This window comes from Streptomyces sp. AA4 (assembly GCF_000158875.1).
Lineage (GTDB): Bacteria > Actinomycetota > Actinomycetes > Mycobacteriales > Pseudonocardiaceae > Amycolatopsis.
On the sequence record NZ_GG657746.1, the window covers coordinates 7,006,769 to 7,025,623 of the forward strand.

General features: G+C 69.0%; 18 protein-coding genes. 6 read left to right on the forward strand and 12 right to left on the reverse strand.

Translation table 11 applies throughout. From position 1 onward, the window contains the following. Nucleotides 1-10 precede the first annotated feature (10 nt). From SSMG_RS31870 to SSMG_RS31885, 4 genes are read right to left on the reverse strand one after another with little or no spacing between them, the layout of a single operon-like run. Entirely contained in the window at nt 11-904 is an 894-nt protein-coding gene (locus SSMG_RS31870) for an ABC transporter substrate-binding protein (protein ID WP_009082920.1), read from the reverse strand. Then, nucleotides 901-1,605, reverse strand: a complete 705-nt coding sequence (locus tag SSMG_RS31875; RefSeq protein ID WP_009082922.1) for an ABC transporter permease — start codon at nt 1,603-1,605, stop codon at nt 901-903. Before SSMG_RS31875 ends, SSMG_RS31870 begins: the two co-directional genes overlap by 4 nt. Then, a complete protein-coding gene (locus SSMG_RS31880; RefSeq protein ID WP_009082923.1) occupies nt 1,602-2,294 on the reverse strand; it encodes an ABC transporter permease in 693 nt (230 codons plus the stop codon). The genes SSMG_RS31875 and SSMG_RS31880 overlap by 4 nt, the downstream gene beginning before the upstream one ends. Next, a complete protein-coding gene (locus SSMG_RS31885; protein WP_009082925.1) occupies nt 2,294-3,382 on the reverse strand; it encodes an ABC transporter ATP-binding protein in 1,089 nt (362 codons plus the stop codon). The genes SSMG_RS31880 and SSMG_RS31885 overlap by 1 nt, the downstream gene beginning before the upstream one ends. A gap of 96 nt (nt 3,383-3,478) precedes the next feature. Between SSMG_RS31885 and SSMG_RS31890 the strand changes: the two genes are divergently transcribed. Continuing rightward, a complete protein-coding gene (locus SSMG_RS31890; RefSeq protein WP_009082926.1) occupies nt 3,479-4,903 on the forward strand; it encodes a bis-aminopropyl spermidine synthase family protein in 1,425 nt (474 codons plus the stop codon). Between the two features lie 692 nt (nt 4,904-5,595). Here SSMG_RS31890 and SSMG_RS31895 read toward each other — a convergent pair. Continuing rightward, a complete protein-coding gene (locus tag SSMG_RS31895) occupies nt 5,596-6,777 on the reverse strand; it encodes an NADP-dependent malic enzyme (protein WP_009082928.1) in 1,182 nt (393 codons plus the stop codon). A 371-nt stretch (nt 6,778-7,148) separates the two neighbouring features. On the opposite strand from SSMG_RS31895, the gene SSMG_RS31900 reads away from it, so the two are divergent. Continuing rightward, nucleotides 7,149-7,757, forward strand: a complete 609-nt coding sequence (locus SSMG_RS31900) for a dTDP-4-dehydrorhamnose 3,5-epimerase family protein (RefSeq protein ID WP_037715523.1) — start codon at nt 7,149-7,151, stop codon at nt 7,755-7,757. On the opposite strand, the gene SSMG_RS31905 is transcribed toward SSMG_RS31900, so the two are convergent. Together SSMG_RS31905 and SSMG_RS31910 are read right to left on the reverse strand one after the other, a co-directional pair. Beyond that, nucleotides 7,754-9,376, reverse strand: coding sequence for a GMC oxidoreductase (locus SSMG_RS31905; protein WP_037715525.1), 1,623 nt, complete (start codon nt 9,374-9,376; stop codon nt 7,754-7,756). The genes SSMG_RS31900 and SSMG_RS31905 overlap by 4 nt on opposite strands. Nucleotides 9,377-9,500: 124 nt before the next feature. Next, the gene (locus tag SSMG_RS31910; RefSeq protein ID WP_009082934.1) at nt 9,501-9,977 is read right to left on the reverse strand and encodes a hotdog fold domain-containing protein; all 477 of its coding nucleotides are present in this window, start codon (nt 9,975-9,977) and stop codon (nt 9,501-9,503) included. A gap of 86 nt (nt 9,978-10,063) precedes the next feature. Between SSMG_RS31910 and SSMG_RS31915 the strand changes: the two genes are divergently transcribed. Both SSMG_RS31915 and SSMG_RS31920 read left to right on the forward strand, forming a co-directional pair. Beyond that, on the forward strand, nt 10,064-10,654 hold the full coding sequence (locus tag SSMG_RS31915; protein ID WP_009082936.1) for an acid phosphatase: 591 nt from the start codon (nt 10,064-10,066) through the stop codon (nt 10,652-10,654). Nucleotide 10,655: 1 nt separating this feature from the next. Then, a complete protein-coding gene (locus SSMG_RS31920) occupies nt 10,656-11,138 on the forward strand; it encodes a GNAT family N-acetyltransferase (RefSeq protein WP_009082938.1) in 483 nt (160 codons plus the stop codon). 44 nt (nt 11,139-11,182) lie between these two features. Here the strand turns inward: SSMG_RS31920 and SSMG_RS31925 are convergent, their stop codons facing one another. After that, nucleotides 11,183-12,760, reverse strand: a complete 1,578-nt coding sequence (locus tag SSMG_RS31925; RefSeq protein WP_009082940.1) for an alpha/beta hydrolase — start codon at nt 12,758-12,760, stop codon at nt 11,183-11,185. A 119-nt stretch (nt 12,761-12,879) separates the two neighbouring features. Further along, nucleotides 12,880-13,362 (reverse strand): hypothetical protein, encoded by a 483-nt coding sequence (locus tag SSMG_RS31930; protein WP_037715528.1) that lies wholly within the window; start codon nt 13,360-13,362, stop codon nt 12,880-12,882. Between the two features lie 348 nt (nt 13,363-13,710). Between SSMG_RS31930 and SSMG_RS31935 the strand changes: the two genes are divergently transcribed. Both SSMG_RS31935 and SSMG_RS31940 read left to right on the forward strand, forming a co-directional pair. After that, entirely contained in the window at nt 13,711-14,637 is a 927-nt protein-coding gene (locus tag SSMG_RS31935) for a diacylglycerol kinase family protein (protein ID WP_009082945.1), read from the forward strand. A gap of 271 nt (nt 14,638-14,908) precedes the next feature. After that, a complete protein-coding gene (locus tag SSMG_RS31940) occupies nt 14,909-15,163 on the forward strand; it encodes a WhiB family transcriptional regulator (RefSeq protein ID WP_009082948.1) in 255 nt (84 codons plus the stop codon). A 734-nt stretch (nt 15,164-15,897) separates the two neighbouring features. Here the strand turns inward: SSMG_RS31940 and SSMG_RS31945 are convergent. From SSMG_RS31945 to SSMG_RS31955, 3 genes are all read right to left on the reverse strand, one after another. Continuing rightward, nucleotides 15,898-17,418, reverse strand: a complete 1,521-nt coding sequence (locus SSMG_RS31945) for a sensor histidine kinase (protein WP_009082952.1) — start codon at nt 17,416-17,418, stop codon at nt 15,898-15,900. A gap of 336 nt (nt 17,419-17,754) precedes the next feature. Then, nucleotides 17,755-18,078: a mycothiol system anti-sigma-R factor gene (gene rsrA, locus SSMG_RS31950; RefSeq protein WP_009082954.1), complete on the reverse strand. Its 324-nt coding sequence runs from the start codon at nt 18,076-18,078 to the stop codon at nt 17,755-17,757. Further along, entirely contained in the window at nt 18,075-18,701 is a 627-nt protein-coding gene (locus SSMG_RS31955) for a sigma-70 family RNA polymerase sigma factor (protein WP_037355674.1), read from the reverse strand. Before SSMG_RS31955 ends, rsrA begins: the two co-directional genes overlap by 4 nt. Nucleotides 18,702-18,855 lie beyond the last annotated feature (154 nt).

Sequence of the window (18,855 nt, forward strand, 5' to 3'; positions counted from 1 at the left end):
GCCGTTCGCATCACGAGGACTTCAGTCCGTTCCGCCGCAAGAACTCCTCCGCGACATCCTTCGCATTCCGCTTCTCGTCCGTGTACTGCACGTTCAGCTCAGTCAGCTGCTCAGTAGTCAGCGCCGCCGAAACCCGGTTCAACGCGGCCGTCTCGGCGGCGTTCAACGTGCCGCGCGCCACCAGCGGCACGATGTTCTGCGCCGGGAACATGTGTTTGTCGTCTTCCAGCGGCACGAACCCGTTGGACGCGATCGTCGCCGAGGTGCTGAACAGGTCCGCCACCTGCACCTCACCCGATTTCAGCGCCGCCACCGTGACCGGGCCGCCGGTGTCCGTCGTGCGGATTTCCTTGAATTCGCAGCCGTACAGCTGCTTGATCCGGTCTTTCCACCGGCTGCTCCACTGCCCGGGCCCGCCCATCACCAGGTCTTTGCAGCGCGGTCCCAGGTCCGAGAACGTCTTCACCCCGGTGGCCGCGAGTTCCTTGCCCACCACGAGCAAATCCTTGTCCTGCGCGGGTGACTGGTCGAGCACCTCGAAGCCGCGCGGGATTTTCTGCTTGAGCTGCGCGTAAACGTCTTCCGATGTCGTCGCGGGGGTACTCTTGTCGAAGTACCGCAGCAGGTTCCCGGAGTAATCCGGCACCACGGACAAAGATTTGTCCTGCAGCGCTTTCACCACGACTTCGCGACTGCCGACCGGCGGCCGCACCGTTACGTTGTGCGCGCCGACATTCCGCAGCGCCCCGGCGTAAATCTGGGCCAGCAAAGAGCTTTCCCCGACATCCGACGCACCGATGATGATATCGCCGCTCGTACCGCCCTCACCGCCGCCGGACAGCGGGTTTCCGCACGCCGACGCCAGCAGCGCGAGCCCGGCCACCAGGATCCCCCACCGTTTCACGCCGCTCCTCCCGCAGCCACTGCCCGGCCGGACGCCGCCTGCGCGGCCAGCCGGACTCCCTTGGGCACCAACGCCCGCTGCGCCGCGGCGAGCAGCAGGTCGACCACGATCGCCAGCAGCGCGGTGAGAATCGCGCCCGCGACGACCTCGGTGTAGTCCAAAATGGCCAGTCCGTCGAGCAGGAACCGGCCGAGGCCGCCGAGACCGACGTACGCGGCGACCGCGGCGGTCGCGATCAGCTGCAGCACCGCGTTGCGGATTCCGCCCAGTACCAACGGAAGCGCGATCGGCACCTCGACCTGCCACAGCCGTTGCCAGCCGGTCATTCCGATGCCCTGCGCGGCATCCACGACATCGTGTTCGGCGGCTTGCAGACCGGCGTATGTGCCCGCCAGCACCGGCGGGATCGCCAGCACCACCAAGCCGATGATCGTCGCCGTGGTGCTTTCGGTGAAGAGCAGGAACAGGAACGTGACGAGCCCGAGCGTCGGCAGGGCGCGGATCGCGTTGCCGACGCCGACCAGCACCACGCCGCCGCGGCCGGTGTGGCCGACGAACAGTCCGATCGGGATCGCGATCACCAGCGCGATGACGAGCGCCAGCACGACGTAGCCGACGTGTTCGACGAGCCGGGCGAGGATGCCGGCCGGGCCCTGCCAGTTCGCGGCGGTGGTGAACCAGGTGAAGACGTCGCCGATCATCCCGCCACCTCCGCGGCCGGCGCGCGACCCGCTCTCTCCCAAGGCGTCAGCAGATTCCGGAGCAAGACCAGCAGCAGGTCGACGATCAGCGCGAGCAGCATCGTCAGCACGATCCCGACCACGATCGGCGAGAAGTACTCCCGCTGGAACCCGTCGGTGAACAGCACGCCGAGCGCCCCGGTCCCGATCAGCGCGCCGACGCTGACCAGGCTGATGTTGCTCACCGACGCCACCCGGACCCCCGCCGCGAGCACCGGCACCGCGAGCGGCAGTTCGACGCTGAAGAACCGGCGCGGCTCGCGATACCCGATCGCCGTGGCGGCCGCGACGATGTGCGGCGGCACGGCTTCCAGCGCGTCGAGCACCGGACGCACCAGCAGCGCGGTGGTATAGATGGTCAGCGCGACGATCACGTTGATGCTGTCGAGAATCTTCGTGCCGATAATGCCGGGAATCACCACGAAAAGCGCCAGCGACGGGATCGTGTACAGCAGATTCCCCACCACCAGCAGCACACTGCGCGCGGGCCGCCAGCGATGTCCGAGCCAGCCGAACAGGATCGCCAGCACAATGCCCGCGACCAGCGGCACCAGCGCGAGATAGATGTTCTCGAGGAGATTGGCGAGGATCTCGCCGCGGTTGTTGGCGCTCGACAGGTACCGGCCGAGTTCGTCGAAGAAGCCGCCCATCAGGACGCCTGCGGGGAGGCCTCGATTACATCCAAGACCTGGTGCGCGACCACCGTCCCGAGCACGCGGTTCTCGTCGTCCACCACGACGCCGAGGCTGGCCGGCGACGACAGCGCCGCGTCGAGCGCCCCGCGGATCGGCGTGCCCTGCACGTACAGCGATCCGCCTGCCACGAGGTCGGTTTCGGCCAGCGGACCGTCCACAGTGGAGCCCGGCGGCAGCCAGCCGCGCGGCTGCTTCTCGTCGTTCACCGCGAGCAGCCAGCCGTCCGACGGACCGTCGATCTTGCTGCCCAGCTCGACGGTGCGGGCGGGCGACACCTCGACGCCGCGGCCCGGAAGGAAGGAAAGCCCGCGATAACCGCGATCGCGGCCGACGAAGGACGCGACGAAGTCGTCCACCGGATGCCGGAGCACGTCGGCCGGAGTGCCGTACTGCGCGAGCTTCCCGCCGACGCGCATCACCGCGACCTTGTCCCCCAGCCGCACCGCCTCGTCGATGTCGTGCGTGACGAACACGATTGTCTTGCCCAGCTGGGATTGCAGCCGCAGCAGCTCGTCCTGCAGTCCTTCGCGGACCACCGGGTCGACCGCGGAGAACGGCTCGTCCATCAGCAGCACCGGCGAATCGGCGGCGAGCGCGCGAGCCACGCCGACGCGCTGCTGCTGCCCGCCGGACAGCTGCGCCGGGTACCGCTTCCCGAGTTCCGTCGGCAGGCCGACCGTCTCGAGCAGTTCGGCCGCGCGGGCGCGTGCTTTGCGTTTGTCCCATCCGGACAGCAGCGGCACGGTAGCGATGTTGTCGAGCACTGTCCGGTGTGGAAAGAGCCCCGCGTGCTGGATCACATAGCCGATGCCGCGGCGCAGCACCGCCGGGTCGCCGTCGCTGACGTCCTTGCCGTCCAGCAGCACCGTGCCCGAGGTCGGCTCGACCATCCGGTTGATCATCCGCAGCGAGGTCGTCTTGCCGCATCCGGACGGTCCGACGAACACCGTGATCGTGCCGTCTTCCACGGTGAGCGAAAGGCCGTCGACCGCGACCGTGCCGTCCGGATAGCGTTTGACGACGTCTCGGAATTCGATGGTCACAGACTTCTCCCCACGTCCGGTGCAGAGTCCGACGGTAGCCGACTCGCGCGGCCTTGGCAGCCTGTCCCGCAGGGTGGCCGACTACCCTCGGACCCCGTGACCGCCCTAGACGACGTCCTCGCCGCACACGGTGCCGCCGTCCGCCCGCTCTACGAAGTGCTCACCCTGCTGCGCAGCGGCTCGTACGAGCTGGCCGACCTGGTGCGGCTCACCGCCGCCCCGCGCCGAAGCGTCGAAGACCTCCTGGCGGCCCTGGAACCGGACCTCGAACGTTCCCCCGCCGGCCTCCGCATCGCCCCTAACGCCCGCGACACCTACGCGTCGTACTCCCTGCCGCCCCTGGCCGACCCGCTCGACGCAGCAGTCGCCGCCCAGCCCGCCTTGCTCACCATGCTGGCCGAACGAATCGCCGCCGTCCCGCCCCCGCTCGCCGCTCTGGACCACGTGCAAGCGACCCCGGAGACCGTGCTGCGCCGCGCGTTGTGGCTGAACTCTCGCTACGACCTCCGCCGCAGCAAGCTGCTGTTTCTGGGCGACCACGACCTGACCTCGCTCGCCGTGCGCGCGGTATGCCCGGAAGCCGAACTGTCCGTAGTGGACCTCGACGAACGCGTCCTGTCCTACCTGGACACCACCGGAGAACGCACCATCTTCACCGCCCACGCCGACCTGCGCGTCGGATTGCCTCCCGCACTAACCGGCAAAGCAGACCTGGTCTTCAGCGACCCGCCCTACACACCGGAAGGCATGGGCCTCTTCGCTGCTCGTGCGGTGCAAGCTTTGCGCGAACCCACCGAAGGCCGCATCCTCCTGGCCTACGGCTACAGCCCGCGCCACCCCGCCCTAGGCGCACAAGTGCAGCGTTCGCTGGCGACCCTGGGCCTGACCTTCGAAGCGATCCTCCCGGACTTCAACCGCTATACCGGCGCGCAAGCAATCGGCAGCGCCGCGGACTTGTACGTCTGCCAGCCCACCGCGAAGGCGAAGAAGTCGTTCGCCCGCAAGGGAAGCTCCGCCATCTACACCCACGGCCCGCAATCCGTCGAATCGGCGGCCACGAAACCAGGCCTCCTGGCCGCCGCACGGGAAATCGCCTCGGAAGGCGGCCTGGCGCTGGAAACCCGCCCAGTCGGCTGGGCCACGTCCGGCCCAGAAGGCGACGCGGTCGCCATGGACCTCACCGCCGACCCCGGCCCGTGGCTGCTACGCACCCTGCTGGGCACGAACGCCCGCCGCCTGGCGCTGCTGCTGCCGAACAACCACCCCGACCTAGCGGACGCGGCCGCGCAAGCTTCGCTCACCGCACTGGTAGCGGACAAATACCGCCTCCGCCTGCTCCGCAGCACCCCAGACAACCGCCACGCGATCGTCGCCGCCGACCTGGTGGATCACCCTTCCGAGCTACTGACCCGCGCCCACGCCCGCCTAGCGAACGCAGCACTGAACGTCCCGGAGGATCTCGCGGACCTGCGCCTGGTGGACGTACCCCGCCACCGCCTGGCGGAACTCCTCCCCGGCTGATCCCCTGGGCAGCCAATTGCAGACTTCGCGCCAACCCCGGCGACGGGATGCCGAGGCCGGTGAAGCCACTCCGGGGAGAAACCCGCTTCGCATCGCGTACGAGGCCGCTGCCGCAACCCGCCAGACACGCGACCGAGCACCCGCTCGGACAGCTCGCGCACAGTCCGTGAGGGCCACCTTTACGTACTCAGAGTCCCTCAGGTTCCCCTCACGACCCTCCCGCCGGACGTGAAGGGCTCCTTGAGGGAATTAGATTCCCTCAAGGAGCCCTTCACGGACCGCTCCCCGCCGACCCCGCCGAGATCCCCCAAAGCCACATTGGGTGCGTCACACGCACCGAAGGCCACATTGGGTGCATCACACGCACCCAATGCCACATTGGGGCGCTAACAGCACGCCGCGAACCCCAAGCCCCCACGCACCCAAGCCGCGAAAAAACCGCCGCCGCTGCACCCAAACACCGGGGGCACCCACCCCTCCCCCAACCCCGATACAAAGCCGCCCTGCGGTTCGGGGGTGCTTGTCAAGGCATCTTTCCCGCCTTGACAAGCACCCCCGAACCGTCAGCACAATCAAAAATCGGGGTGCCCCACGCAACCAAGGCGCAGCAATGTCGCCCGCCAGGGCGACGAGCCGCCAAAAAAGAAAAGCTCCCCAGCACAACCCCAGGGAGCCCTCCTAAAAAACCACCCTCAGCCAACAACCCCATCCAACTGCGCCGCCTTGGCCACCGCAGCCGCCACCTCAGGCGCGACCCGAGGATCCAACGGACTGGGCACAATCCGATCCGGCCCGAGGTCATCCGAAGCCACCGCCACAATCGCCTCCGCGGCAGCCAGCTTCATATTCTCCGTAATAGCCCGAGCCCCGGCATCCAACGCCCCCCGGAACACCCCGGGAAACGCCAGCACATTATTAATCTGGTTCGGAAAATCACTACGCCCAGTAGCCACAATCGCCGCGTGCTGAGCAGCAACCGCCGGATGCACCTCAGGATCCGGATTGGACAACGCGAACACGATCGAATCATCCGCCATCGTCGACAACAGCGAAGGATCGATGGTGGCCCCGGACAGCCCGAGGAACACATCAGCCCCACGCAACGCCTCGGCCAACCCACCGGTCAGCCCAGCCTTGTTCGTCGTCTCCACCAGCTGCCGCTTGATCGGGTTCAAATCCTCCCGGCCAGCGTGGACGATGCCGCGCGAGTCGAGCACCGTCACGTCCGCGACGCCGGCCGCGAGCAGGATCTTCGCGCAGGCCACCCCGGCCGCACCGGCCCCGGAGACCACGACCCGCTCGCCGGCGATGTCGCGGTCGAGGACCAGGTTCGCGCCGCGCAGGGCGGCGAGGGTGACGATCGCGGTGCCGTGCTGGTCGTCGTGCATGACCGGGCAGTCCAGCGCTTCCTTGAGCTTGTCCTCCAGCTCGAAGCAGCGCGGCGCGGAGATGTCCTCGAGGTTGACCGCGCCGAACGACGGGCGCAGCCGCACCAGGGTCTCGACGATCTCGTCGACGTCGGTGGTGTCGAGCACCAGCGGGATCGAGTCCAGTCCGCCGAAGGTCTTGAAGAGGACCGACTTGCCCTCCATGACCGGCAGCGACGCGCTCGCGCCGATGTCCCCGAGGCCGAGCACCGCGGTGCCGTCGCTGACCACCGCCACGAGCCGGTCCGCCCAGGTGTACCGCTTCGCCTTGGCCGCGTCCTCGGCGATCGCGCGGCTCACCTTCGCCACGCCGGGCGTGTAGGCGATCGAGAGGTCGCGCGGGTCGGAGATCGGCCGGGTCGCCGCCACGGAGAGCTTGCCGCCCTCGTGCCCGGTGAAGATCTCGGCGTCGGTCACGGCCGCGACGGTGCTGGCCTGGTCGGTCATCGGGGTTCCTGTCGTAGGAATGACGGTAGCGGGCGGATGGGTCTGGGTCATCGAACGTACTCCTGGGACTGCGAGCGGGGGACCACCTGGTCGACGGGCGAACACGCCCGTCGCGTGTGGGAACTCGTCCTCCGGACGGCAGCCCAGCGCGGTAGCGCCGGCCTGTCGGCGAGGCGTCTGCGCGGCCATCCGATCCGTGGGGTGTGGCGATGGCCGCCGACGCTGCGGTCCGTCAATCATGACAGGCCCCCGGCCGGCCCCGACCCCTCGGTGCGGCTCATGTCACAGATTCGCGATTCCCAAGACGTCCGTCCGGTTTCGGAAGCAGTTCCGTTCCGGGACCGGAGAACGCACTCGATAGGGTGGCCGCCATGGACTTCCGCCCGCTCAAGGTCTCCGGCGCATTCGAGTTCGTCCCGCGCGTCTTCCCCGACGCACGCGGGCTTTTCGTGGCTCCGTTCCAGGAGGAGGCGATCGTCCGCGCGGCCGGGCATCCGCTGCGCGTCGCGCAGACGAACCACAGCGTTTCCCGCGCGGGCACGATCCGCGGCGTGCATTTCGCCGACACCCCGCCGGGCCAGGCGAAGTACGTGTACTGCCCGAGCGGGGCGCTGCTGGACGTCGTGGTGGACCTGCGGGCCGGGTCGCCGACGTTCGGCGAATGGGACGCGGTACGGCTCGACTCGGCCGAGTTCCGCGCGGTCTACGTGGCCGAAGGCCTCGGGCACGCCTTCGTCGCGCTGGAAGACGACACCGTGATGGCGTATCTCTGCTCGGAGCCGTACAACCCGGCGGGCGAGCACGGCATCAACCCGCTCGACCCGGCACTGGACCTGCCGTGGCCCGCCGATCTGGCCCCCATTGTGTCCGAAAAGGACAAAGCGGCGCCGACCCTGGCCGAAGCGCTCGACCAGGGCCTGCTGCCCTCCTACGCCGATTGCGCGGCGTATTACGAAAAGCTGCGGTCGGCGAACCGCTAGGCGCGCACGCCGTCCTCGGCGAGGACCCGTTCGATATTGCGCTCGGCCAGCGCGGTGATCGTCACGAACGGGTTCACGCCGGTGCTGCCCGGAATCAGCGACCCGTCCGTCACGTACAGGTTCCGGTACCCCTTCACGCGCCCGTAGTCGTCGGTCGCCTCGCCGAGCACCAATCCGCCGAGCGGGTGGTAGGTGAACCGGTTTTCGAACGCCCGCGTGTCGCCGAAAAGGTCGTAGCGGTAGATCGTGGAGTTCGCCTTGTTGATCCGGTCGAACAGCGATTTCGCCGCGTCGATCGACGGCTGCCCCTGATCCGGCGACCACTGCAGTTTCGCCGAATCGCTCGCGGCGTCGTAGGTGAAGTGGCCGCGTTCGGGGTTCTTGGTGATCGCCAGGTACAGGCTCGCCCACGTTTCGAGCCCGGCGGGCACCGGCGCGATCTCGGCGAACACCGGATGCGCCGGGTTGTCCCAGTCGTCGATGCCGAGCGCGGGCATGCCCGATTCGAGGCTGCCGGTCGTGTCCCACACGTGGTTGGCGCGGCCGAGCATCACGTTGCCGTTGGTCCCCCAGCCCTGGCCGACGGCCTCGGACAGCCGCGGCAGCCGTCCGGTGTCGCGGGCGCGGACCAGCAGTTCGGTCGAGCCGAGGCTGCCCGCGCCGAGGAACAGGTACTTCGTCGACAGGTGCTTGGTGGCGAGCACATTCCCGAGCGCGTCGGATTCGCGCACGACGAGCGTGTACGTGCCGTCCTGCTGCTGGATGATCTCGCGGACCTCGTGCAGCGTCTGGATCGTCACGTGCCCGGTGCCGAGCGCGGCGGCGAGATAGGTCTTGTCCAGCGAGCGTTTGCCGTGGTTGTTGCCGTAGATGACCTCGGACGCGAGCGCCGAGCGTTCGACTGTACCGGCCTCCTCCTTCTTCATGTACTCGAAGTCGTAGACGCTCGGCACGAACGTCGTCTTCAGCCCGGTTTTCTGCGCGGCTTTCCGGGAAACGCGCGCGAACTGATACGACTTGCAGGTCTCGAACCAGTCCGGGTCGATGTGGTTCACGCCGAGTCCCGCGTTCGCGCGCGGGTAGTATTTGCCGTACATCTCGTCGGCGTCCACCCTCGGCAGGATTTCCTCGAAGTACGAACGCTTCGGCTGCACCGCCATCGCGCCGTTCACCAGCGATCCGCCGCCGACGCCGCGCCCGACGTACACCGACATCCCGCCGTAGTTCACCCGGTCCAGGACCCCGGCGTACGGATCGATGTCGTGGTTCGCGACGTCCAGCCACAGGAACGACGCGAGCGGAGCCTCAGTGCGCTTCTTGAACCACATCGACCGCCGGTCCGGCTTCAGCATGTCGCAGAAGACCTTGCCGTCCGGGCCCGCTTCGTTCCACAGCTGGCCCATTTCGAGCATCACCGTGGGCACACCCGCCTCGCCGAGCCGCAGCGCGGTGACCGCCGCGCCGTACCCGGTGCCGATCACCACCGCGGGCGAATAGTCCGGCAGCGGCGCAACGGTCGCGGCACGCGCGGTCGTCGCCGAAATGCTGGTCAGTCCGAGGGCCGCGGCGGAGTTCAGCGCGGCGAGGCCGAGAAATCGGCGACGGTTGAGGGAGGCCATGCCCGGCATGCTGACGTGGCGCGGAGCACCCTGGCAAGGCTAAAACGAACGCTATTCGCATTTGCCCAGTAAACGGTGTTAAGTTTCACTCGGCCGGGGTAACGGGACGGCCAGGTTTCGCCGGTCAGGCGGCTTTCCGGGGAGTGACCCACACCGTGATCGTCGCGGTGACCACCTCGGTCCCGCGCTTGTCCACGATCCGCACCGGGACCGGAAGATCGAATCCCTGGTCGCCGAACTCGGGGAGCTCCGGCAATTCGGCGATCGCCCGCAGGCCCGTTTCGGCCTTCGCGACGTAACTCACTTCCATGCCCTTGGGCAGCCACCGGTGGGTCGCCGGGACAGTGGCCTCGGCCAGCATGCCCATCGCGATCTCGGCGAGGTTGCAGGCGGCGATCGCGTGGAACGTGCGGATGTGGTTGTGCACACCCCACCACTTCGGCGCGGTCACCGAGCAGTGGCCGGGACGGATCTCCCGGATGCTGGGCAGCACGGTGCCGAAGTAGGGCACGCGCAGGCACATCGCGGCGGAAAACAGCTGCTTGCCGCCCGGTTTGGCGGCCAGCTTGCGCCACAGCCCGTACGTCGACGGCGTACCCATCGGCACCTCCCAAGTGAAGTTACTCTCCAGTAGCGAAGCACACGACGAGCCTGCCGGGCAAACCCGCCCCGGCTATATTCGGCCGCGTGGCACATCGGCTCTTTCTTCTCCGGCACGGCCAGACCGAATGGTCGTCGAACGGCAAGCACACCGGGCGCACCGACATCCCGCTGACCCCCGCGGGCGAGGAACAGGCGCGCGCGGCGGGCGGCACCCTGCGGACCCTGCTCGGCGGACCCGGGCTGGTGCTGTCCAGCCCGCGCGGCCGCGCGCTGCGCACGGCGGAACTCGCCGGCCTGCGCGTGGACGAGGTCACCGAGGATCTGGCCGAATGGGACTACGGCGACTACGAAGGCGTCACCACGCCGGAAATCCGCGAGACCGTTCCGGACTGGACGGTGTGGACGCACCCGGTCCCCGGCGGCGAAAGCGCCGAAGACGTGCAGGCCCGCGCGGACAAGGTGCTCGACCGGGCCCGTCGCGAGATCGAGAACGGCGACGTCGTCCTGGTCGGGCACGGGCATTTCAGCCGCGTGCTCGTCGCGCGCTGGCTCGGCCTTCCCGGCACCTCGGGTGTCCACTTCGGACTGGACCCGGCCGGTCTCGCGGTGCTCGGCGACGAGCGCGGCGAACCGCAGATCGAACACCTGAACCTGCTGCCCGCCTTGGAGGGATGAAGTGACCGACCCCCGCGTACGGCGGATCCGGCCGGAAGACGTCGACGCCGTCGTGGAGCTCGTCTACGCGCTGGCCGAGTACGAACGCGCCCCGCAGGAATGCCATCTGACCTCCGAACAGCTGCACGGCGCGCTGTTCGGCGAGGCCCCGGCGCTGTTCGGCCACGTGGCCGAAGTGGACGGCGAGATCGCCGGATTCACCTTGTGGTTCTTGAACTTCTCCACCTGGCGCGGCACGCACGGGATCTACCTGGAAGACCTGTACGTCCGCGAGGAACAGCGCGGTTCGGGCCTCGGCAAGGTGCTGCTGGCGACGCTGGCCGCGGAATGCGTCGACAAGGGCTACCACCGGCTGGAGTGGTCGGTGCTGAACTGGAACCCGGCGGTCGGCTTCTACCGGGCGCTGGGCGCGCTGCCGCAGGACGAATGGTCGGTGTACCGGCTGACCGACGAGCCGTTGAAGGTGCTGGCCAAAGAGGCGTGATCGGGAGTGCCTAGGCCGGAACCGGCCTAGGCACTCCCCAGCCTTTACGGCAACGGCAATCCCGGCAAGCTCTGATCCTCCGGCACGACCCCGTCGACCAGATAGCTGTCGACCACCTGGTCCACCGCCGTGTTCCCGCCAATCCCGTAGAGCCCGTGGTCGCCTTCCCCGGTGACGGTCAGCATCCGCGAATTCTCGAACGCCGCATGCGCCTTCCGCGCGCCCTCGATCGGCGTGGCCGGGTCGTGCTCGGACTGGACGAGCACCACTGGCGGCACCCCCTTGCCGTTCAGCACCGGCATCGGCCGCGGCTGACCCGGCCAGAACGCGCAAACCTGCGTCGACATCCACACCGAGCTGTGCAGGGTCACGCCCCGGTCGAGATACTCCTGCGACCGGCGGATCAGCGATTGCCGATCGCCTTTCCACGGCCCGTCGTTGCACAGGGTGGTGATCAACGTCGACACCATCGCGTCGTCCGCACCGGACTGCACCGCCACGTCCATCGGACCGGATTTCTTCGCCTCCGACAACGTCATGCCGAGCGTCGCCCGGGCGTCCTGCTTGGCCTCGGCCGAAGCCCGCGCGTCGGTCAGCGTTTTGACCTGGACCAGCACGGCGGCGATCGCCGGGAACTGGCTCTTGGCCTTGAGCGCGCCGACGAGGAAGGAGTCCAGCTTGACCGCGCCGATCTTCGTGCCGTTCACCTCGACCGGCTCGCGGGTCAGCGCGTACCGGACGCTCTCGTAGGTCTGCCGGGCCGCCTCGCCGCGAGTGCCGAAGTGGTACTTGGCGTCGTAGCGGGCCAGCCACGGCAGGAAGTCCTGCCGCCAGCGGCGTTCGTAGCCCAGCAGCTGGTAGTCGAACGACTGCTGCCAGCTGCCGGTGAACTGAGTCGAAGAATCGAGCACGAACCGGCCGGTGTGCTGCGGGAACTGCTGGGCGTAATGCGCGCCGAGCCAGGTGCCCGCCGAGTACCCGATCCAGTTGATCCGGTCGCGGCCCAGCAGGGTGCGCAGCAGGTCCAGGTCCCGGACGTTCTGGAAGGTGCTGATCAGCGACCCCAGTTCGCCGGACGCCCGGTGGCAGGCGGTGGCGACGTACCGGGTCGCGTCGACGATCTGGTTCAGATTGCGCGGATCGCGGTCGCGCGGGTCGAGGTCGGCTCCGGTGCTGGCCGCGCCGCCGCAAGTGACGTTGGTGCTGCGGCCGGCGCCGCGGGTGTCGATGCCGATGATCTCCTGGTGCTCGCGCAGTTTGCGCTGACCGCGCAGCTCGACCGGGAACCAGCGGCCCGCGGCGCCGGGCCCGCCGGGGTTGGTGAGCACCGACGCGGTCGTCGCGCCGGTGGACTTGAGCCGGCTGATCGCGATGGTCAGGTCCTGCCCGTCGCCGGGCCGGTCCCAGTCCCGGGGCGTGCGATAGGCGGCGCATTCGAGCCCCGTGATGTCGGTGCCCGGTGGCAGTTCGGCCAGCTCGTTCGGCGCGCAGACGTGCCAGTCCAGCGTCTGGCCGGAGTAGCGGGCCGGGATTCGGGCGGTGTCCGCCGCGGCGGGTAATGCTCCGGCGAGCAGGCCGCACACCACCGCGGCAGTGGTCACGACGAGACGCAGTCTCCTCATGGGTTCCCCTCTTCGGAATTCGGATGAATTCGGTTGCGCAGTCCCGATTCCATCGGCCGAGGGGTTTCGCTACCAGTGCCGCCGCGTCACTGTCCGCGATGACGTGACGTCACTGTCGTTCAGTCTTGCTCGCGACGCTCCCGCTCGGCACGCCGTCCCGCGAGGCCGCCGCGCTCGGCGGCTTCTTCCTCGGTCTCGTCGTCGTGCATTCCGAGCGCCCACGCCCGCGACGGACGGCGGAACAGCAGCACCAGGGCCGCCAGCCCGCACAGCCCGACCGGCACTCCCCACAGCGGCTGTCCGGACGGCCCGAGCAGGTACCAGCCGACGCCGATCAGCATCAGCGCCACGACGACGCCGGGCGAGCGCGCCCACGTCTGGCCGAGCAGCAGCCCGACCGAGGCGGCCAGGAAGATCAGCGCCAGCACCGCGTAGGTGCCGAACTCGGCCCACACGTTGTTGCCCGGGATCGGCGGGGTCGTCAGCCCGTGCACCAGCAGCACCACGCCGAGGACCAGCAGGCCCAGCCCGGGCAGTCCGGTCAGGACGCCGGCGAGGCGGACCTCGAGCGGGGTGGGCGGCGGGTTCTCGGGATGCGACACGGGCGCGGCCCTTTCAGCTAGCTGCGGGGCGGGAAAATGCCCGGGCACAGCCACCCGACCAGCGCGAGTCACCGTGCGTGAGCACTACTGATCGTATGCCACCCGGTCGGCCGTTTTCCCGCGGCGGCGGCCGACGGGAAAATCGGGACAGTCGTCGATGAGCGGGCGGTCGGCCCGGGTGCACTTGTCACGACGCGCGGAGTTTTCGCCGTCTGCGAAGGAGGACCGCCCGCCACAGGGTTGCCACAGGTCACCGAGCCGGGACGGCGCGCGCGAGCGGCTGAGCTTCGCGTCACCATGTGGCGCTGAAGGTACGTCCGCCGGGCGAAAAGCACTTACCCTGCGGTAGTGCGCGCCATCCTCGTCGTGAACCCCCAGGCCACCTCGACCACCGCGGGTGGCCGGGACGTGCTGGCGCACGCGCTGGCCAGCCAGGTCAAGCTCGACGTCGTCGAGACCGACTACCGCGGGCACGCGCTCGCGGTGGCCCGTTCGGCGGCTCGCGACGGCTACGACCTGGTGGTGGCGCACGGCGGCGACGGCACGGTCAACGAGGTCGTCAACGGTCTCCTCGCCGATTCCGCGGGCGCTCCCGGCCGCTCCGGGTCCGTACCGATGCTCGGCGTCGTGCCGGGCGGCTCGGCCAACGTGTTCGCCCGCGCGGTCGGCCTCCCCGCCGATCCGGTCGAGGCGACCCACCAACTGCTCACCGCGCTGGAAACCGAGCGGACCCGGCGGATCGGCCTCGGGCTGGCCGACGGGCACTGGTTCACGTTCAACGCGGGACTCGGGTGGGACGCCGACGTCGTCGGCCGCGTCGCGAAACGGCGCGGCAAGCAAACCAGCGCGAGCCTCTACCTGAGGGCCGCGGTGCGCTCCTACTTCCGCCCGCCGCTCGGTCGCCCGACGCTGACCGTCCGGATCCCCGGCGAGGAACCGGCCGAGGCGGTGACGGCGTTCGTGTCGAACACCGATCCGTGGACTTACCTCGGGGAACGTCCGGTCCACCTCAACCCCGGCTGCTCGTTCGAGGCCGGATTGGGCCTGTTCGCGTTGAGCGGTCTGCGATTGCCCACCGTGTTCACGCATGTACGGCAAGCTCTGCTCACGGAGAGCGATCAGCACGGCCGCCGTCTGCTCCGCCGCGACGATGTGCCTCTGATCCGCATCGACGCAGCTGAACCGGTCAACTTCCAGGTCGACGGGGACCTCGTCGGACAACGCACCCGGGTCGAGTTCCAGAGCGTTCCGGATGCACTCACCGTAGTCGGATAGCCCGGCGGCCGCTGATCGCCCGCGGCAAAGTGCGTTCTGCCGCTCGGCGACGCAAACCCTCCGTTCACCGCACGCCCCTTCCGGCGAGCGGAGCTTTTCAGAACGAAACCGCAGGTCAGAGGCATAGCTCGGCCGGGTGAGCTGACTCACCGATCTTGTCGAAACCCTTGTCGAACGCGGTGCTTCGTGAAAGCATTCACAAGCACCCAAAAACACGACCGCCACTACTGTGGCGCGGCCCTCCCGCGTCACTGTGAAGGAGCTCACGAACATGGACTGGCGCCACGACGCGGCCTGCCGAGACGAGGACCCCGAGCTGTTCTTCCCGGTGGGAACCAGCGGTCCCGCTCTGCTGCAGGTCTCCGAGGCGAAGGCCGTGTGCCACCGCTGCCCCGCGGCTTCCGACTGCCTGGCCTGGGCTCTGGCCAGCGGCCAGGACGCCGGCGTCTGGGGCGGAATGAGCGAAGACGAGCGACGCGCGCTCAAGCGCCGCCGTACGCACATCGGCACGCGTACCACCGCCTGAGTCTTTTCCGACTCAGCTGCAGCACCCAGAACCACCCGCACCACCTCGGACCGGACTTTCGCCCGGCGGGCATTCGCGTGCCCGTGCCGCACATGGCGACACATACCCGGTTCGAGCGTAACAACCGAGGTCGGCCACCCCGCATCCGGGTGCCGCCTCGCCCAGGACTATCCAAGTCCTCCCGCGGAACGTTGAACGGGCCGGTACCGCCAGCTTCACTGGTACCGGCCCTTCAACGCGTCTGGGGTCCGATGTGGACTCCTCAGGCCTCCAATGCCCAGCGCACGTATCGCATCTTCGCCGTGAATCCGGCGCGCGCGAAAATTCCGGGAGCCCCGGACGCGCTCGGGTGCGATTGCTGCGCTGGCGAGTCCGCGGTTCCGTCAACACGAGCCGCACGGGAATACCGGTTGCCTTGTCCCACAGCAGAAAACTGATCTCGGGCTGAACATCGCGGTCGGTGAACTTGTTCTGTCACGCGGTCAGGACCACCGGCGGCGCGGCCCAGCGGTCCGGAAAGGACTCGCTGCGGACGAGCCGGAACTCCTAGCCAGCTCCGCTGTTCCGGCTCAAATCCGTCCGAGATGGACGCTTCGCCGAACGTCCCGAGCGGATACTCCATGCGCCGGAAGCAACGGGCGGGCGAAAATCCTTGCGCGGCAAAGAGTTCTTTCGTCCCGGCGATGGCATGCGCCGGACGGTAATCCGGCGCGAACAGCCTGTCGCCGAATTTTCTAGAGCCGCCGCGACAACGGAATCCGCAGCGCCGCCTCGGTGCCCGGCACGCGATTGCCCGCCTCGTCGGTCCGGACCTGGCGCAGCGAAAGCGACCCGCGCAGCTCCGATTCCACCAGCGTCCGCACGATCTGCAGCCCCAGCCCGTCGCTGCGCTCCAGTGAGAACCCGGACGGCAGGCCCCGGCCGTTGTCGCGGATCAGGATGTCCAGCCAGCGCGCCGACCGTTCCACGATCAGCTCGACCTTGCCCGGCCGTCCCTGCGGGAACGCGTGCTCGATCGCGTTCTGCACCAGTTCGGCGAGCACCATCACCAGCGGCGTCGCGATCTCGGCCACGACCACGCCGAACGAGCCCTTGCGGGTCATCCCGACCTTCGATTCCGCGGTGGCGACCTCGCCGACCATCGGGAGCACGTTGTCGAGCAGTTTGTCGAGGTCCACGCGCTCGTCGACGGAGATCGACAGCGCCTCGTGCACCATCGCGATCGATGACACCCGCCGCACCGATTCGCCCAGCGCCAGCCGGGCCTCTTCGCTCGTCGTGCGCCGCGATTGCAGCCGCAGCAGCGCGGCGACGGTCTGCAGGTTGTTCTTCACGCGGTGGTGGATCTCGCGGATCGTGGCGTCCTTCGACATCAGCGCGCGGTCGCGGCGCTTGACCTCGGTGACGTCGCGGACCAGCACCAGCGCGCCCGCGGGCTGTCCGGCCGGACGCAGCGGCAGCGCACGGAAGAGCACGACCGCGCCGCGCTTCGAGTCGGCCTCGGTACGCGTGGACGGTTTGCCGTCGAGGGCCTCGATGATCCGGTGCGACACCTCGGTGGCGTCGAACGGGTCGCGGATCAGCGACCGGGTGAGCGGGGCCAGCCGCTGTCCGACGAGGTCGGATTCGTGCCCCATCCGGTGGTAGGCGGACAGGCCGTTGGGGCTGGCGAACACGACGGTGCCGGCCTGGTCGAGCCGGACGAGACCGTCGCCGACGCGCGGGCTAGTGTGCGTGTCGGTCTGGTTGCCGCCGGCGGGCGGGAAGGTGCCGTCCACGATCATCTGGCACAGGTCGCCCGCGCTGCCGAGGTACGCGATCTCCAGCGGGCTCGGCACGCGCGGCGCGGCGAGGTTGGTCTCGCGGCTCAGCACGGCGATCACCTCGCCGCCGAAGCTCACCGGCACCGCTTCGCGGCGCATCGGCAGGTCGCGGTACCAGTGCGGGTCTTCCTCGCGGCAGATCTTGACCTCGCGCATGGCCTTGGCCAGCTGCGGGTGCTCGTCCACGGTGAACCGGGTGCCGACCACGTCCTCGGGATGCGCGGTGGGCGCGGTGGTCGGCCGGGCGTGCGCGACGCACACGAAATCGCCGCCGTCGGGCTGGTGCTCGGCGGAAACCGGGACCCAGAGCAGGAAGTCGGCGAACGACAGGTCGGCCAGCAGCTGCCACTCCGCGACGACGGTCTGCAGGTGGTCGGCCGCTTCGCCGGGGAGGCCGGTGTTCTCGGCGAGCAGGTCGGAAAGGGTCGACACGGCTACCGGCCGCCCTCGAATGCGGTGGGTTCGTTCATGCCTGCGCACCTCCTGGGTCCATCCAACCAGAGCGTAGGCGCGGGTGCCGCCGAGGAGCGCGGGGGCCGCATGACACACTGGAACGGTTGACCCGTTCCCGGTCGGTGTGTCGAACCCCGCCCCGGGACATTCAGCGGACACCCGAGGAGAGAACATGTCGAAGCGCGCCCGCAAGCGTCGCGACCGCAAGAAGAACGGCGCCAACCACGGCAAGAAGCCCAACGCCTGAGTCCGCGCCCGGACCTGACGCGGCCCCCGCACCGGATCGGTACGGGGGCCGTTGTCGTCGCGCGGTGGTCAGTCGCGGGTGGTGCGCTGTTCCACGGTGATCTCGGTGCGCTCCACGGTGACGCCGCCCTGGGTGGCGACGGTCTGCCGGATGGAGGCGCGCAGCCTGCTCTTCAGCTCCGCCGGGGCGAGGTCGCCGCCGCACTTGCGGGCCAGCAGGTGCTTGATCTGCTCGTCGATGCCGTATTCCTCGAGGCACGGCGGGCAGTCCTCGATGTGCCTGCGCAGTTCCGCGTCCCGCTCCGGACTGCATTCGCGGTCCAGCAGCAGGTAGATCTCCGCGAGCGCGTCCTCGCAGGGCATCTTCTCCGCGGGCACGTCTTCCGAGCTCATCGTTTCGCCACCTCCTCGCGGTTCCCCCGGATGAAGCCGCGCTCGCGCGCGACGTCGGCCAGCAGGTCGCGCAGCTGGGCGCGGCCGCGGTGGAGCCTGGACATCACGGTGCCGATCGGAGTGTCCATGATCTCGGCGATCTCCTTGTAGGCGAAGCCCTCGACGTCGGCGAGGTAGACCGCGAGCCGGAACTCCTCGGGCAGCTTCTGCAGAGCGGCCTTGACGTCGGTGTCCGGGAGATTGTCCATCGCCTCGACCTCGGCCGAGCGAAGGCCGCTCGAGGTGTGGCTTTCCGCCCGGGCGATCTGCCAGTCGCTGATCTCGTCCGTGGGCTGCTGCACCGGCTGCCGCTGACGCTTGCGGTAGCCGTTGATGTAGGTGTTGGTGAGGATGCGGTACATCCACGCCTTGAGGTTCGTGCCCGCCTTGAAGGACGCGAACGCCGCGTACGCCTTCAGGTAGGTTTCCTGGACCAGGTCCTCGGCGTCGGACGGGTTGCGGGTCATCCGCATCGCGGCCGCGTATAGCTGGTCGAGCAGGGGCATCGCGTCGCGCTCGAAGCGCTCCGCGAGCTCCAGTTCGTCGGCCGCCGTCTCCGGCGCGGAGTTGGGGGTGCTCGGCAAACCGTTCCCTTCCCGTTCGGCGTCGATGCGCGTCTGCGCATACGGCAGCACCGAGTTTACGCGGGGGTTCGGGAAGCCGGTCCCGGGACGGCTCCTGCCGGGGCGGGGAAGGGCGAGCGTCGTGGTCACGCTGTCTACAACAGAGCGTGCCGAC